This window comes from Foliimonas ilicis, from assembly GCF_039939195.1.
Classification (GTDB): Bacteria; Pseudomonadota; Alphaproteobacteria; order Rhizobiales; family Rhizobiaceae; genus Foliimonas; species Foliimonas ilicis.
The window spans coordinates 340,376-356,731 of sequence record NZ_JBDUUH010000001.1 but is presented as its reverse complement, the minus strand read 5'-3'; the positions used below and the strand labels follow the sequence as shown (position 1 = coordinate 356,731).

The following is a 16,356-nucleotide window of genomic DNA, read 5'->3' as shown; positions in this document are numbered from 1 at the left end:
ACGGCTGATTCATGGCGATTGATGCCCATTTAAAGAAGCCCAGATCGGCGGCCAAGCGCGCAGGCTGGAACCTGCCCGGTTGGCTGTCGCGTATATTTCTGGCGATCCGGCGCACGCTCGGCCATTACGTGTTTTCGAGCCTTACGCGGCGAATCCTGTTTCTCAATCTGACAGGCCTCGCCGTTCTTCTCGTCGGCATTCTGTATCTCAATACTTTCCGCGACGGCCTGATCGACGCGCGGGTCGAAAGCCTGATGACGCAGGGCGAGATCATTGCCGGCGCGATCGCCGCTTCGGCGACCGTCGAAACCGATTCCATCAGCATCGACCCGGAAAAGCTTTTGGAGCTTCAGGCAGGCGAGAGCATCGGGCCGGGCTCGGATCAGCTCGACAGTCTTGATTTCCCGATCAATCCCGAACGTGTGGCGCCTGTTCTTCGGCGGCTGATCTCGCCAACCAAAACACGCGCTCGTATTTACGACCGCGACACCAACCTTCTGCTCGATTCACGCCATCTCTATTCGCGCGGGCAGATCCTTCGTTATGATCTGCCACCCGTGCAGGAAGACAAACCTGACATTTTCGAGCGGGCGCAGAAATTCGTGTTCGACTTTTTCCGCAACGGTGAGCTTCCCGTCTATCGCGAGCAGCCGGGCGGCAGCGGCGCTGCGTTTCCCGAAGTCATGCAGGCGCTGACCGGCAGCCCGTCCACCATCGTTCGTATCAGCGAGCAGGGCGAGCAGATCGTCTCGGTCGCGGTGCCGATCCAGCGCTTTCGCGGCGTGCTCGGCGTGCTGATGCTTTCGACGGAGGGTGGCGACATCGACAAGATCGTCGCTGCCGAACGCAAGGCGATCCTGCGTGTGTTCGGCGTGGCAGCACTCGTCATGGCGATCCTGTCGCTGCTTCTGGCGTCCACCATTGCAAATCCGCTGCGCCGTCTTTCGGCCGCTGCGGTGCGCGTGCGCAGAGGCACAAAAAGCCGTGAGGAAATTCCTGATTTCTCGGATCGCCAGGATGAAATCGGCAATCTTTCCGCATCGGTGCGCGACATGACCAACGCGCTATATGCGCGCATCGAGGCGATCGAGAGCTTCGCGGCAGATGTCAGTCACGAGCTCAAAAATCCGCTGACCTCGTTGCGCAGTGCGGTCGAAACCTTGCCACTTGCCAAGAACGAGAATTCGCGGGCAAGGCTGATGGAGATCATTCAGCACGACGTTCGTCGTCTCGATCGCCTGATCACCGACATTTCAGATGCTTCGCGTCTCGATGCCGAACTGGCGCGCGAGGATGCCGAAAAGGTCGATCTGAATGGTTTTATCAGCGATCTGGTCGAGGTTTCGCAGGATACGGGCCGTCACAAAAAGAAGGTCAAGATCGAGTTCAAGTCTGCCAAGCTGCAAGGCAATAAGGGCTATTTCGTCAATGGTCACGATTTGCGGCTCGGGCAGGTCATCACCAATCTGATCGAGAATGCGCGCTCTTTCGTGCCGGACGATACCGGTGCCGTTACCATTTCGCTGTCGCGGGTGGGCAAGTTCAACATCGTTACCGTCGAGGACAATGGTCCGGGTATCAGGGCCGAGAATATCGAGCGGATTTTCGAACGGTTTTACACGGATCGCCCTTCGGGCGAGGCTTTCGGGCAGAATTCCGGGCTTGGTCTTTCCATCAGCCGCCAGATTGTGGAAGCGCATGGCGGTACGCTGACGGCCGAGAATATTCTGGGCACGAAACCCGGCGATTTGCGCGGTGCGCGCTTCACGGTCGCATTGCCCACCGAAGACTGATCCTCGACATGGCCGCCAACAACACGCATGCAACTGCGGTCGTTCTTGGCGATCGATGCGTGATGATTACCGGCGAATCCGGATCGGGCAAGACTGGTCTGGCGCTTGTCCTTATCCGGCGTTTTCGCGCCAAGGGCATATTTTCGCGGCTACTTTCGGATGATCAGCTCTTTCTCGATGCGCTTCCGGGCGGACAATTGCTTTGTCGTGCGCCGGACCCAATCGCGGGGCTGGTCGAGATTCGCGGATTTCAGCCCAGCCGCGTTGCATTTGTTGGCGAAGCGGTTCTCGATATGGTTGTCCGGCTGGTCGATTCGGAAAACGCGCCGCGTTTTCAGGAAGCGTTGCCGCAACCGATGTTTGGCACAACCATAGCTTGTCTCGATTTGCCGCTGCGTGATGTTCAGGGTGCCGCTCAGGCGGTCGAGGCCTGGTTTTCGCTGTTGCCTTTTGGCCAAAGCGGGCGGTCGAGCGACCAAAATGCGTCAAAATGACAGCATTTGATGAAAGTTTGGGCTTGTAAACGATTCACGCCTCGACAAGATAGCCCTCCTTGCCGACCGTGAAGGATTGAAATGCAGGTAACCATACCAAGGGTCCGTGAAGGGGCGATGACGGGAGCCGAGGCACAATGATTGGACTCGTGCTCGTTACGCACGGTCGGCTGGCTGAAGAATTCCGCAACGCCGTCGAGCACGTCGTTGGCCCGCAGGAATTTTTCGACACGGTCTGCATCGGTGCCGATGACGATATGGAACAGCGTCGCCGCGACATCGTCGATGCAGTTGCCCGCGTCGATACGGGGTCGGGCGTAATCGTGCTGACTGATATGTTTGGCGGAACGCCGTCCAACCTCGCAATATCGGTGATGGAATCGGGTCGCACCGAGGTTATCGCAGGCGTGAACCTGCCGATGCTCATCAAGCTTTCGAGTGTACGCAAGGCCGGAAACATGCAGGCTTCGCTTGAAGAAGCGCAAACCGCAGGCCGAAAATACATCAATGTCGCGTCGCAGCTTTTGAGCAGTAAATGATCGGGACATCGGATGTGCGCAAGAATGGGGCGATCAGCAAGGTGCTTGCGATCGTAAACCAGCGCGGGCTGCATGCGCGGGCCTCTGCGAAATTCGTACAGGTCGCGGGCAAGTTCGATGCCGCCATATCCGTCGAGAAAGACGGCATCAGCGTTGGCGGAACCTCCATCATGGGCCTTATGATGCTGGCCGCCAGTCCTGGCTGCAGCATCAATGTCAGCGCCACCGGGCCCGAGGCGGAAGAAGCCATGCAGGCGCTCGAAGAGCTCGTTGCGGCCCGCTTCGGCGAGGAAGTCTGAGGACAAAGACATACGGCACTACGCCATATGCACGAATAAAGATTTCTTTATATCTATTGTGATTTTGCGGCTCTTCTGCTAGCTGCATTTGCATTTCCGCGCCACCTTCGCTTTCCGCTGCCGGGCGCATCGAACAACAGATTGAATCGGAGAACTGCCATGGCAGGTCAACAGGATTACATCGTCGCCGACATCTCGCTGGCCGATTGGGGCCGCAAGGAGATGGACATCGCCGAAACAGAAATGCCCGGCCTTATGGCCGCCCGCGAAGAGTTCGGCACGACCAAGCCGCTCAAGGGCGCGCGCATCACCGGCTCGCTGCACATGACCATCCAGACCGCGGTGCTCATCGAGACGCTGACGGCGCTTGGTGCAGAAGTTCGCTGGGCCTCGTGCAATATTTTCTCGACGCAGGACCATGCAGCGGCAGCAATCGCTGCTTCCGGCGTTCCGGTATTCGCGATCAAGGGCGAGACGCTTGACGACTACTGGCAGTACACCGACCGGATTTTCCAGTGGCCGGATGGCGGCCAGTCGAACATGATTCTCGACGATGGCGGCGATGCCACCATGTATATTTTGATCGGCGCGCGCGCCGAGGCTGGTGAGGATGTTTTGTCCAATCCCGGCAGCGAGGAAGAGGAAATTCTCTTCGCACAGATCAAGAAGCGTCTTGCCGAGACGCCAGGTTTCTTCACCAAACAGCGTGAAGCGATCCGCGGCGTGACGGAAGAGACGACGACCGGCGTGAACCGGCTTTACCAGTTGCAGAAGAAGGGCCTGCTGCCCTTCCCAGCGATCAATGTGAATGACAGCGTCACCAAGTCGAAATTCGACAACAAATACGGCTGCAAGGAATCGCTGGTCGATGGCATCCGCCGCGGCACCGACGTCATGATGGCCGGCAAGGTAGCTGTCGTTTGCGGTTATGGCGACGTCGGCAAGGGTTCGGCCCAGTCGCTTTCGGGCGCCGGCGCCCGCGTCAAGGTGACGGAAGTCGATCCGATCTGCGCGCTTCAGGCCGCGATGGACGGTTTCGAAGTCGTAACGCTGGAAGATGCTGCACCTTATGCAGACATCATCATCACCACGACCGGCAACAAGGATGTCATCACGCTCGACCATATGCGCCTGTTCAAAGACATGGCGATCGTCGGCAATATCGGACATTTCGACAATGAGATTCAGGTCGCTGCGCTGCGCAATCTCAAATGGACGAATGTGAAGCCGCAGGTCGACATGATCACCTTCCCGGATGGCAAGCGCATGATCCTGCTTTCGGAAGGCCGTCTGCTCAATCTAGGCAACGCGACCGGCCATCCAAGCTTCGTCATGTCCGCCTCGTTCACCAATCAGGTTCTCGCGCAGATCGAGCTTTGGACGAAGCCCGGCCAGTATCAGAACCAGGTCTACGTGCTGCCGAAGCATCTCGACGAGAAAGTAGCGCGCCTGCATCTCGACAAGCTCGGCGCGAAACTGACCGAGCTCAGCAATGAACAGGCAGCCTATATCGGCGTGACGCCGAAGGGTCCGTTCAAGCCTGAACACTACAGGTACTGATCAGCCTCAAGTAAAACACTACATATGGAAGCCGGGCGATTGACTTTTGCCCGGCTTCTTTTTTGCCGCCGTGCCGCCTTCACGACGATTCGCGCAAAGGTTATTGTGGAGTGATTCGCGACGCCTCGGCTCCGTGGTCGGGGGACTTCGGAGTGATTGGGCGGTCTTGCATTCATGCGGCGGAGAGGAACAAGACATGCCGGGGGAAAACCCGCTTAGCGCGGGACAGGCCGTCTCCGGCGGCCATCGGGATTCGAGCAATGGAACGCCTGCCCGCAAAGGGTTTGGCGCAAGGCTCATCACGCGATTTTTCGTAAAACGCGCACTGGCAACCAGTGCCTTGGCTGGTCTGGCTTTCGAAGCGCATGCGCAGCAACAACCGCTTCAGGAACTTGGACTGTCCGTGGGTGCCGTCGAAGTCATTCAACTCGCCGTCTTTGCAGGCATTATCGGTTCGGCACTGCTTTGCGCGATCTGGCTGATCCGCGAAAAGGGACGTATCGCTTCTGACAATGTCGATCTGCGTGGCCGCGTTGCCGATCTTACCGCTTCGCTGCAGCGCTCGGAAGCGCTTCTCAATCTGCGCGACCAGCGCGTCATTATCTGGGAACGCGAGCACAAGAAGCCGGAAATCGTCGGCAGCCTGACTGCTGAAGCCGGTGCACCGGAAGAGCGCGCCTCCTTCCTCGCATTCGGCAGGTGGCTGATGCCCGCTTCTGCGGCAGCGCTCGACCACGCAGTCGCCAGCCTGCGCGAGAAAGGCACTCCGTTCGATCTCGTCATTGAATCGCAGATCGGCGCACCTCTGGAGGTTCAGGGCCGAAAGAACGCGGCGCATACGATCGTACGCTTCGTGTCCTTGTCTGAAACGCAGCGCGTGCAAGCGCGTCTCAGAATAGAGAACAAGCGCCTGTCTGCCGAACATGACAACATGATCGGCCTGGTCGACCGGCTCGAAATGCCGTTCTGGATCAGGTCGTCGGACGGGCGCCTGAAATGGGTCAACCGTGCATATGCAAAGGCGGTTGAAGCCGATAACAGCGAAACGGCTGTGCGCGATGCAGCAGAGTTTCTGGGCACGCAGGCGCGGGAGACGATTGCGCATCAGCATCGTGCAAACCCGGTTTTCAGCCAGACACTTTCTACGGTGATCGGCGGCGACCGCCGCGTATTTGCTGTGACGGATGTTGCGGGCGAGGATGGCTCTGCCGGCATTGCTGCCGACATGAGCGGTGTTGAAGCCATTCGCGAAGAATATGAGCGCACGGTTCGCAGTCATGCTGATACGCTCGACCAGCTCACCACTGCCGTTGCGATTTTTGACGAGCATCAAAAGCTGCGTTTCTTCAATCAGGCATTCCAGAAACTATGGAATCTCGATCAGGTGTTTCTGGAGAGCAAGCCGGAGAATGCATTGCTGCTCGATCGTCTGCGCAGCGAAGGGAAAATCCCGGAACAGCCTGAATGGCGCCGCTGGAAAGAAAACCTTCTCGACGCCTATCGCGCGGTCGAATCGCAGTCGCATTGGTGGCATCTGCCGGATTCCCGCACGATCAGGGTCATCGCCAATCCGCAGCCAAAGGGCGGCGTTACCTGGGTTTTCGAAAACGTCACGGAAAAGATCAATCTCGAAAGCCGCTATCAGACGGCGGTGCGGGTTCAGGGCGAAACGCTCGACAATCTTGCAGAAGGCGTCTGCGTGTTTGGCCCGGATGGGCGCTTGCGCCTGTCCAATCCAGCATTCAGCCTGCTTTGGGGCCTGGATGAAGGCGCGGTGAAACCGGATGCCCACATCTCCGCGATCCGCACGCAGTGTGAAGCGCGAGCCACCGACAGCCCATGGGGCGGGTTCGTGGCAGCCGTTACCGGTTTCGATGAAGACCGCAGCAACAGGCAGGGCCGGACCGAACTTCAAAACGGCTCGGTGCTGCATTACGGCATCATCCATCTGCCAAACGGGCAGGTCATGATGACCTTCGTCGACGTGACGGACAGCGTGAATGTCGAGCGTGCGCTGAAGGAAAAGAACGAGGCCTTGCAGAAGGCCGATCAGCTCAAGAACGACTTCGTTCAGCATGTGAACTACGAGCTTCGCTCGCCGCTCACCAACATCATTGGCTTTACCGAGCTTCTGTCGCTACCTGCCACCGGCCCGCTAAGCCCGCGCCAGCGCGAATATGTCGGCCATATCGGATCGTCGTCATCGACGCTTCTGACAATCGTCAACGACATTCTCGATCTGGCGACCGTCGATGCCGGCATCATGGAACTGGACATTGCCGAAGTGCGCGTAGACCGCACCATCGCGGCTGCAGCAGAACTGGTGTCCGAGCGTATGGAAGAACATTCCATCAAGCTGAAGATCGATCAGGCTTCCGCCCCGAAGAGTTTTTATGGCGACGAAACGCGCATTCGCCAGATCCTCTACAATCTCTTGAGCAACGCGGTGAATTATGCGCCGCAGGCCAGCACGATCTCGCTTTCCTGCCGCCAGATTTCGACAGGTGTGGAATTTGCCGTTCATGACGATGGCCCCGGCATGACGCCTGACATGCTGGACACGGTGTTCAAGCGTTTCGAGCCGCGCGTGAATGGTGGACGCCGTCGCGGGGCTGGCCTCGGACTCTCAATCGTCAAAAGCTTCGTGGAGCTGCACGGTGGAAAGGTGCAGTTCGAAACGGGTGCTGATCGTGGGACGACGGTGATCTGCCTTTTCCCGGAAACGCCATCGGGCGGTGTCCGGGTCGCGGCAGAGTAGAACACCGCATGAGTGGCGGGGTTGTGGAGAGGTTCCTTCCCGACGAGGAAGCGACAGCGAGGCTGGGTGAAGATTTGGCGCTGGCACTTCGCAAGGGCGACGTGCTGGCTCTGTCCGGCGATCTCGGCACCGGCAAGACGACGCTTGCGCGCAGCCTGATCCGCACTTTGGCGGACGACCCGTTCCACGAAGTGCCGAGCCCCACCTATACGCTGGTGCAGAGCTATGGGACCTCGCCGCCGGTTCATCATTACGATCTCTATCGGCTCTCGTCGGAAGGCGAACTTGCCGAGCTTGGCTTCGATGAGGCGATCTCCGACGGCGCCGCGCTCGTCGAATGGCCTGAAAAAGCCGAAGGCGCATTTCCTGACAATTTGGTCCGTATTGAGCTTTTTCATGAAGGCGAAGGTCGCCGAGTCAGGATTTCCGGCAGCGACGCACCGTTCTCGCGTATTGAACGCTCGTTTTCCATCCGCGATTTTCTCGACAATTCGGGCTATCGCGGCGCGCGCAGAACGCCGTTTCAGGGCGATGCATCGGCGCGTTCATATGAGCGCTTGAGACAGGACGGTGAGCCGGAACTGCTGCTGATGAATGCACCCGCGCTGGTGCTCGGACCGCCTGTCAAAAACGGCAGGCCCTATGCCGAGATCGCCCACACGGCGCAGAATGTTTCGGCCTTTGTGGGCATCGATCATGCTTTGCAGCAGGCTGGCGTAACGGTTCCAGAAATCATTACGGCCGATCTGGAGCAGGGTTTCCTGATACTGGAAAATCTTGGCAGCGGGCGTTTTCTGGATGATGAGGGCAAGCCGGTAGCAGAGCGATATGCCGCCGCCGCTGAACTTCTCGCGATGATCCATGCGCAGGAATGGCAAGCTGACATCGAATTCGCGCCCGATCAGTTTCATAAAATCCCGTCCTTCGACCGCGACGCACTGATGATCGAGGTCGAATTGCTTTTGGAGTGGTACATTCCAGCAGTTACGGGCGTGGTGGCGGACGAACGCTTGCGCGAGGAATTCGCTGCCATCTGGAACGCGCTCTTCGACCGGTTGGAAAGCAAGGAACAAAGCATTGTTCTTCGAGACTTCCACTCACCGAACATCATCTGGCGGCCGGAGCATGAAAATCATGAGCGCCTCGGCATTATCGATTTTCAGGATGCAATGATCGGCCCTGCCGCCTACGACGTCGCCTCGCTTGCAATGGATGCGCGTGTCGACATACCGTGCGAAATCGAGGCGACGACGCTCGCTGCCTACAGGCAGGCACGCCACGCCGCAGGGGTCTTTGACGAACAAGCCTTCGAGGAAGCCTATTCGATCATGGCCGCGCAACGTAATTCGAAGATACTCGGCATCTTTGTTCGCCTGCACCGGCGCGATGGCAAGGCGCAATATCTCACGCATCTGCCGCGTATCCGCGACTATGTGCGCCGCGCGCTACAACATCCCGCTTTGTCCGATCTGGCCGATCTTTACGAACGCCACGGCCTGCTCGAGGAGCGCAAAATTTGACGATTGCCGCGCCTAAAACTGCGATGGTGCTGGCCGCCGGTCTTGGCAAGCGCATGCGACCGATCACCGATGCGATACCAAAACCGCTGGTCAAGATCGCGGGGAAGACCCTGCTCGACTATGGGCTGGACAGTCTGGCTGAGGTTGGCGTAGCGAAGATCATCGTCAATGTGCATTATCTGCGAGATCAGATAATCGCGCATGTTGCGGACCGATCTGAGCCGAAGATCATCATTTCAGACGAGCGTGACATGCTGCTCGATTCGGCTGGTGGTATAGTCAAAGCGCTCCCGGAAATTGGCCCCGATCCGTTTTACATTCTCAATGCCGATACGTTCTGGATCGATGCAGGCAAGCCCAATCTGGAAAGGCTTGCCCTTGCATGGGATGCCTCGAAGATGGATATTCTTCTGATGCTGGCAGAACTCGATCAGGCAACGGGCCATAGCGGCGGCACCGATTTTCTCGTGTCCGATGATGGTACGCTGAGCCGTGCCGCAGGCGATCCGGCTGGCCTGATCTATGCTGGCGCAGCGATCGTTCATCCGCGCATTTTCGAAGGCGCGGAAGCGACGCCGCATTCGCTGAATGCCTATTTCAATCGCGCCATAAAGATGGGGCGTCTCCACGGCATGAAGATGAATGGAAGCTGGATAACGGTCGGCACGCCGCAGGCAATTCCCGAGGCGGAAGCGGCATTTCTGGCGGCCACGGCTGGCAGGGCATGACGGGACGGCACACGCCACGCATTCTATCGATACCTTCCGGCGCCGATTTCCTGCGAACGCTTGCCGACCGGCTGATCGACGGCACTCTGGTTCCCGGTTTCCGTTTCGATGGCGACCCGCTGGCCCTTGCATCCGTTACCATCTTCGTGCCGACACGACGCGCCGCCCGCGAATTGCGCAGTGTGTTCGTGGAAAAGGCCGACGTTCAGTCTGCCATTTTGCCGACGATCCGCCCGCTGGGCGAATTCGACGAGGACGAAACGGCGTTCGATTCTTCCGGTGCTGACGAGCTGACGCTCGATCCACCGATTGCCGCGATAGATCGCATATTGCTACTGGCGCCGCTGGTGCGCGCGTGGAAGCGGCGGCTTCCGGCGCATGTCGCGGCCCTGTTCGAAGAAGAAATGGTGGTGCCTGCCTCGTCGGCGGATGCCATTTGGCTGGCGCGCGATCTTGCCAATCTGATGGACGAGGTCGAGACGGAAGGTACCGACTGGAAGCGCCTGCGCGATCTCGTCTCGGGCGATCTGGCGGGCTGGTGGCAGGTGACGCTCGATTTCCTCGATATCGTTTCGAGCCATTGGCCGGGCATGCTGCAAGAGCGCGGCCTGTCCAATCCGGCAGCCCACCGCAGCGCGCTTATCAAGCTTTATTCAGACCGGCTGCGTCGCAATCCGCCAGATGGCCCGGTAATCGCGGCAGGCTCGACCGGCTCAATTCCGGCGACCGCACAATTGCTGGCAACCATCGCCGGCCTGCCCCAAGGCGCGGTGGTTTTGCCCGGCCTCGACAAGATGCTCGACGAGAACTCCTGGTCAGTGATCGGCTCTCCGGCACCCGAACCCGCAATCCTCGGCCATCCGCAGTATGGGCTTTCCCGCCTGTTGCGCAAAATGGGTGCTTTGCGAAACGACATCGATGAAATCGGGGAAGTGGAAGACGCGCTTCTGGTCCGCGCCGGTGTCGTCAGCGAGGCCCTGCGCCCTGCGGAAACAACTGACGTCTGGTCGCAAACAAGGCCAGAGTTGAGTTCAGATGCGCTCAGCAACGCATTGGCGGGCGTAACGCTGATCGAAGCGGCCAATGAACGGGACGAGGCCGCTGCGATCGCAATCGCGCTGAGACGAACGCTGGACGATCCGAAAAGCACGGCTGCATTGGTGACGGGCGACCGCAATCTGGCGCGCCGTGTCTCGACCGAATTGCTGCGTTTTGGAATTCGCGTCGATGATTCCGGCGGCACGCTGCTTTCCTCGACGCCGCCTGCCTCTTTGCTGCGTATCCTTTTGCAAGCGAGTTTCCGCCCGGGCGATCCGGTTGCCGTCCTGTCCCTGCTGAAGCACCCGCTGCTGATGCTTGGGCTGGATCGCAAGGCGGTTCGGTCGGCTGCCGAAACGATAGAGCTCGTCTGTCTTCGTGGCGGCACCGGCAGGCCCGACATTGTATATCTAGAAGATGTTTTCGATGCACGTCTTGTCTCGCTCGGCACTGATCGTCGTGCCCCTGCGTGGTTTCCGAGGCTATCGGCCCGGCGCATCGAGGAAGCGAAAGCGGTTCTTTCGAGGCTTTGCAAGGCGCTGCAACCCTTGGCTGGCTTGCGAGACAGCACCGAGGCCGAACTCAGCGAACTGGTGCGCGTTAGTGTGACGGCGCTGGAAGCGCTTGGACGCGACGAAAGCGGCGCGCTGGAAACGCTTTATGCGGGCGACGCGGGCGAAAAGCTGGCCGAACTCTTGCGGGGCCTCGTCTCGTCACAGGCCAGTTTTCCGGTCTTGTCCGGCGAGTGGCCGGATGTGATGGAGGCGTTGATCGCGCCTGAAACTGTAAAACCGCGCGCTGGTTCGGACCGAAGAATAGCGATCTGGGGCACGCTCGAAGCGCGGCTTCAGCATGTCGATACGCTGATCCTTGGCGATCTGAATGAGGGAAGCTGGCCGCGAAAGGCGGAAGCGGATCGCTTCATGTCGCGCGTCATGAAGACCGGCATCGATCTCGAACCGCCGGAACGCCGTATCGGGCAGGCAGCGCATGACTTCCAGATGGCGATGGGCGCGAAGAATGTCGTGCTGGCGCGCTCGGCTCGTTCGGGTGATGCACCTGCGGTCGCCTCGCGCTGGTTGCAGCGCCTACTGACTTTCATCGGCAAGGGCCATGCGGACGAGTTGCGCGCGCGCGGGAACGAACTGCTTGGTTGGGCAAAAGCGCTCGACAATGCACCGGAAGTGGCCTTCGCGAAACGGCCTTTCCCGACCCCGCCGCTTGATGTGCGGCCGCGCCATTTCTCGGTAACCGAGATCGAGACGCTGCGGCGCGATCCTTATGCGATTTACGCGCGGCGCATTCTCTCGCTGATGCCGCTTGAGCCTTTGGTGCGTGATCCGGGTGCAGCCGAACGCGGCACTTTGTTTCATGAAATCCTGCATCGCTTTTCGACGTCCGGTGTCGATCCCCGCGCGCCCGTCGCACTTGAAACGCTTATCGATGTCGGCAGGCAGTGTTTTTCGGAAGCCTCGCTTCCCGACGATGTGCGCGCCATATGGTGGCCGCGCTTCGAGAAAATGGCGGTTGGCATTCTCGGTTGGGAAACGAGGCGTGCCGACAGCATAAAGACCCGCCATGCCGAAGCGCGTGCCGAAAAGACGCTCGTCGGCTCGTCGGGCGTTACCTTGTCTGGCTATGCTGATCGCATCGACCTCCTACATGGCGGCATGGCCGATATTCTCGACTACAAGACCGGCTCGTCGCCGTCGAAGGCGCAGGCGCATACGCTTTTGGCCCCGCAGCTTGCGCTTGAAGGCGCTTTGTTGAGACGCGGTGCATTCACCGATTTGGGCAAGGCGGAACCCTCTGATCTGGTTTTCGTACGCCTCAAGCCGAATGGCGAAGTGAATGACGAGTCTATTCTCGAATATAATCGCAAGCCGCGCACCGCAGCCGATCTTTCGGAGGACGCCTGGCATCGTCTGGAAGAGCTTTTGCGGCACTATGACGACCCGTCCAGCGGCTATCTTTCGCGCGCAATGCCGTTCCGGCAGGGCGAGACGGATGGCGATTATGACCATCTGGCCCGCGTACTCGAATGGTCGGCAGGTGGCGATGGCGAGCAGGCGGAAGGCGAGGGCGAATGAAGAAAAGCTTCATCGTTCCGCAGGAAACCATCGATCGGCAGGCGCGCGCATCCGATCCGCGCAATTCTGTCTGGGTGTCGGCAAATGCGGGATCCGGCAAGACGCATGTGCTTTCGCAGCGCGTCATCCGGCTGCTGCTCGAAGGCATCGACCCGTCGAAAGTCCTGTGCCTGACCTATACGCGGGCAGCGGCGGCGAACATGTCGAACCGGATTTTTTCCAACCTGTCCGAATGGACGATGATGGACGATGCGGGGCTTGCCCAAAAGATCGCGCTGATCGAAGGGCGGCAGCCAGACCGGGAAAAACTGCAAAGTGCACGCAGGCTTTTCGCACGCGCGCTTGAAACGCCGGGCGGCCTGAAAATCCAGACGATCCACGCATTTTGCGAATCCGTGCTGCATCAGTTCCCGCTGGAAGCAAACATCGCGGCGCATTTCGAAATGCTCGATCCGCGCATGGAAGAGCAGCTTTTCGGCACAGCGCGGCGCGAAATGCTCACCGGCGCTGGTGACAATGCGCCTGAACTAGGCGATGCCTTTGCCGTCGTTCTGGAGCGCGGCGGCGAGGCCGGGCTCGATGCGCTGCTGGGCGAGATTGTCCGAAAACGTGACGGTCTTCGCGCCTTCATCGACGGTGTCAGAAGCGGCGTTGCCGATTATCGGATGCTTTTCGAGGAATTCGGATTCCGCGAAGATGATACTGCGGAAGGGATAGCCGCTTCGATCTGGCCGCTGCCGGGTTTTCCGCCTGACAGGTTCACGCAATTCGCGTTGGAAGCGCAGGCCGTCGATGCCGGTCGCGTGTTGAAGGATATACTTCCATACGCGACGCTTGCCTTTGAGGAGAAAGACCCGGTTCGACGGCTGAGACTGCTGGCAAAAGGTTTCCTGAAAGCGGATGGCGATCCGTACGATCCGGTAAAGACCTTCAAGAAGGCGCTGCATGACCGCATTCCGGATGTTTCGGAGCGCTATTCGCAAGCGGCAGCGGCAATCATCGAAGCGTCTGATAGGCTGGCGCTTTTCCGCATGGTCGAGGAGACGCAGGCGGCTCTCACCATCGCGGACTGGTTGATCGCCCGATACGAGCGGCTGAAAACCGGGCGCGGATTTCTTGATTTCAACGATCTGATTACCCGCACGGTGCGCCTGCTGGCGCGGCAGGATGCCGGGCCGTGGGTTCAGTACAAGCTGGACAAGGGCATCGACCACATTCTGCTCGATGAAGCGCAGGATACCAGCCCCGACCAGTGGGAAGTGGTCAAACGCCTTGCCGAAGAGTTCTTTTCTGGTCAGGGCGCGCGCGACAACGTTCACCGCACGATCTTTGCTGTGGGCGACGAAAAACAGTCGATCTATTCCTTTCAGGGCGCGGCTCCTGAATCCTTCGACCGGACAAAGCATGAATTTTCGAGCCGCGTTCGTAGTTCAGGCAAGTCGTTCGAAGATGTCAGGCTCACCTGGTCGTTCCGCTCGACGAACGATGTGTTGAAGGCGGTGGACCGCGTGTTCGCCAATGAGAATGCGCGTCGTGGCCTGACTCACGATACGGATGCGCTCGACCACAAGGCGATCCGCGACAACGCGCCGGGCTACGTCGAAGTCTGGCCGTCGATCAGTGCCGATTCAGTCGAGGAGCCTGACGACTGGACGCAGGCGATCGATCACGCGCGCGCACCTGCGGTGATGCTTGCCGAGCAGGTCGCGTCGACAATTGCGGTCTGGATTGAAAACGGTGAAGTGATCGAAGGCACGGGGCGAAAACTCTCTGCCGGTGATGTCATGGTTCTGGTGCGAAAGCGCGACCGTTTCGTCCATGCGCTATCGCGGGCATTGAAGGAAAAGCATGTGCCGGTGGCAGGTGCCGACAGGCTCAGCCTTCCCGGCCACATTGCGATCAAGGATCTGATTGCGCTTGGCCGCGTGCTGATCCAGCCCGAAGACGATCTGTCGTTTGCGGCTGTCCTGCGCAGCCCGATATTCAATGTCAGCGAACAGACGCTGTTTGAACTTGCAGCCGGTCGCGGGCGGACATCCTTGCTTTCATCGCTTCGAGACAAGGCGAAGGCCGACGAAGATCTGAAAATAGTCGCCGACAAAATCGCAGAATGGTCGACGGAAGCGGCGTTCAGGCCGGTTTTCGAATTTTACGGGTCCGTGCTCAGCCGCGATGGCATTCGCGCCAAAATGATCGCGCGTTTGGGTCATGAGGCCGGCGATATTCTGGATGAGTTCCTGAACTTCTGCCTTGCAGAAGAACGGACGGGCCTGCCGGGGCTCGAAGCGTTTCTTGCGACACTGGAAAGCGTCGGCCCCGAAATCAAGCGCGAGATGGACCAGACGCGCAATGAAGTGCGCATCATGACCGTTCATGCGGCCAAGGGTCTTGAAGCGCCGGTGGTGTTTCTGGTCGACGGCGGTGCTGCACCCTTCAGCGACCAGCATCTGCCGCGCCTCATGCCCTTTGAGCCGCAGATCATGGATTGGCGCGGCAAAGGCTATCTCTGGCGCTCGGCCAAGGAAACCGGAAACGCCTTTTCCAAGAATTTGGCTCAGAAGGCGCGCGAGCTTGCAGATGATGAGTATCGTCGCCTGCTCTATGTCGGAATGACCCGCGCAGAAGATCGGCTGATCGTCTGCGGCTATCACGGAAAACGGGCGCAAAACGACGCGACTTGGCACGCGCTGGTCAATCTCGCGCTTGCGGGCGGCGCGGATAGCGAGGAGCTTTCGCATCCGGTTGGAAAGCCGGAAGACACGATTGCGCGTTTCCGGGTAAGCCCTCTGCTCGACGTGCCGCTGGCCACAAGCGAGCGCGAGAAAACCGCTTCGCTGAAACCGGCGTTTTTGCCAGCCGGTCTGTTCGATGAAATTCCCATCGGTGAGGAATTGCCGAGGCCTTTGTCGCCATCGGGTGCTTCGGCAATCATCGAAGACGATGCGGTGCCTGTGCCTTCGACACGTTCCCCTGTTCTGGATGCAGAGCGCGAACCCGGTTTCGCCGTCGCGCGCGGTTTGGCATTCCACAAGCTCTTCCAGATGTTGCCGACTGTTCCGGCAGATGAACGCCGCGGGGCCTCGCTTCGCTATCTCGCCCGCATTGGGCCCGGGTGGAGCGAGCAGGAGCGTGAAAACTGTGTCAGCCAGGTGCTGGCTGTTCTGGAAGAACCGCATTTTGCGCCGCTGTTTTCTGAAAATTCGCGCGCCGAAGTGCCAATCATGGGGCGTCTCTTGGTGCGCGGAAAACAGCGCGCGGTTTCCGGTAAGATCGACCGGCTGGCTGTTACGCCGGATGAAGTTCTGATCGTCGATTACAAGACGAACCGCCCACCAGCCCGAACGCTGAATGAAGTGCCGGAAGCCTACATCATGCAGCTTGCGCTTTACCGCGCACTTCTGCAGCCGCTGTATGAGGGCCGCACGGTTTCGGCAGCGCTGCTCTTCACGGAGACGCCGCAACTGCTGGCATTGCCCGGTAACTTGCTTGATGACGCGCTTGCTCGACTCACGCAGGCGTGACACAAGCAGTGCTTGA

At 59.3% G+C, this 16,356-nt stretch carries 10 protein-coding genes; all 10 read left to right on the top strand.

The features are described 5' to 3' along the window. Nucleotides 1–11 precede the first annotated feature (11 nt). The 10 genes from ABFT80_RS01650 (at nt 12) to addA (ending at nt 16,340) form a co-directional block, all read left to right on the top strand. The gene (locus ABFT80_RS01650; protein ID WP_347970110.1) at nt 12–1,793 is read left to right on the top strand and encodes a sensor histidine kinase; all 1,782 of its coding nucleotides are present in this window, start codon (nt 12–14) and stop codon (nt 1,791–1,793) included. Nucleotides 1,794–1,801: 8 nt separating this feature from the next. Further along, on the top strand, nt 1,802–2,287 hold the full coding sequence (locus ABFT80_RS01645; RefSeq protein ID WP_347970109.1) for an HPr kinase/phosphorylase: 486 nt from the start codon (nt 1,802–1,804) through the stop codon (nt 2,285–2,287). Between the two features lie 137 nt (nt 2,288–2,424). Next, complete coding sequence (locus ABFT80_RS01640) at nt 2,425–2,826, top strand: PTS sugar transporter subunit IIA (protein ID WP_347970108.1); 402 nt, start codon at nt 2,425–2,427, stop codon at nt 2,824–2,826. After that, on the top strand, nt 2,823–3,125 hold the full coding sequence (locus ABFT80_RS01635) for an HPr family phosphocarrier protein (RefSeq protein ID WP_347970107.1): 303 nt from the start codon (nt 2,823–2,825) through the stop codon (nt 3,123–3,125). The genes ABFT80_RS01640 and ABFT80_RS01635 overlap by 4 nt, the downstream gene beginning before the upstream one ends. A 159-nt stretch (nt 3,126–3,284) precedes the next feature. Continuing rightward, entirely contained in the window at nt 3,285–4,685 is a 1,401-nt protein-coding gene (ahcY, locus tag ABFT80_RS01630; RefSeq protein ID WP_347970106.1) for an adenosylhomocysteinase, read from the top strand. A 196-nt stretch (nt 4,686–4,881) separates the two neighbouring features. Further along, a complete protein-coding gene (locus tag ABFT80_RS01625) occupies nt 4,882–7,443 on the top strand; it encodes a sensor histidine kinase (RefSeq protein WP_347970105.1) in 2,562 nt (853 codons plus the stop codon). Nucleotides 7,444–7,451: 8 nt separating this feature from the next. Further along, on the top strand, nt 7,452–8,963 hold the full coding sequence (gene tsaE / locus ABFT80_RS01620; RefSeq protein ID WP_347970104.1) for a tRNA (adenosine(37)-N6)-threonylcarbamoyltransferase complex ATPase subunit type 1 TsaE: 1,512 nt from the start codon (nt 7,452–7,454) through the stop codon (nt 8,961–8,963). Between the two features lie 23 nt (nt 8,964–8,986). Further along, the gene (locus ABFT80_RS01615; RefSeq protein WP_347970815.1) at nt 8,987–9,691 is read left to right on the top strand and encodes a nucleotidyltransferase family protein; all 705 of its coding nucleotides are present in this window, start codon (nt 8,987–8,989) and stop codon (nt 9,689–9,691) included. Further along, a complete protein-coding gene (addB, locus tag ABFT80_RS01610; protein ID WP_347970103.1) occupies nt 9,688–12,819 on the top strand; it encodes a double-strand break repair protein AddB in 3,132 nt (1,043 codons plus the stop codon). Before ABFT80_RS01615 ends, addB begins: the two co-directional genes overlap by 4 nt. Next, nucleotides 12,816–16,340 carry a double-strand break repair helicase AddA gene (addA, locus tag ABFT80_RS01605; protein WP_347970102.1) on the top strand — a complete coding sequence of 1,175 codons (3,525 nt, stop codon included), beginning with the start codon at nt 12,816–12,818 and terminating at the stop codon, nt 16,338–16,340. The genes addB and addA overlap by 4 nt, the downstream gene beginning before the upstream one ends. Nucleotides 16,341–16,356: the final 16 nt, after the last annotated feature.

Excerpts from the sequence above, each read along its gene's own strand:
- ABFT80_RS01650 (WP_347970110.1), top strand. The coding sequence starts at position 12 with ATGGCGATTGATGCCCATTTAAAGAAGCCCAGATCGGCGGCCAAGCGC.
- ABFT80_RS01645 (WP_347970109.1), top strand. The coding sequence starts at position 1,802 with ATGGCCGCCAACAACACGCATGCAACTGCGGTCGTTCTTGGCGATCGA.
- ABFT80_RS01640 (WP_347970108.1), top strand. The coding sequence starts at position 2,425 with ATGATTGGACTCGTGCTCGTTACGCACGGTCGGCTGGCTGAAGAATTC.
- ABFT80_RS01635 (WP_347970107.1), top strand. The coding sequence starts at position 2,823 with ATGATCGGGACATCGGATGTGCGCAAGAATGGGGCGATCAGCAAGGTG.
- ahcY (WP_347970106.1), top strand. The coding sequence starts at position 3,285 with ATGGCAGGTCAACAGGATTACATCGTCGCCGACATCTCGCTGGCCGAT.
- ABFT80_RS01625 (WP_347970105.1), top strand. The coding sequence starts at position 4,882 with ATGCCGGGGGAAAACCCGCTTAGCGCGGGACAGGCCGTCTCCGGCGGC.
- tsaE (WP_347970104.1), top strand. The coding sequence starts at position 7,452 with ATGAGTGGCGGGGTTGTGGAGAGGTTCCTTCCCGACGAGGAAGCGACA.
- ABFT80_RS01615 (WP_347970815.1), top strand. The coding sequence starts at position 8,987 with ATGGTGCTGGCCGCCGGTCTTGGCAAGCGCATGCGACCGATCACCGAT.
- addB (WP_347970103.1), top strand. The coding sequence starts at position 9,688 with ATGACGGGACGGCACACGCCACGCATTCTATCGATACCTTCCGGCGCC.
- addA (WP_347970102.1), top strand. The coding sequence starts at position 12,816 with ATGAAGAAAAGCTTCATCGTTCCGCAGGAAACCATCGATCGGCAGGCG.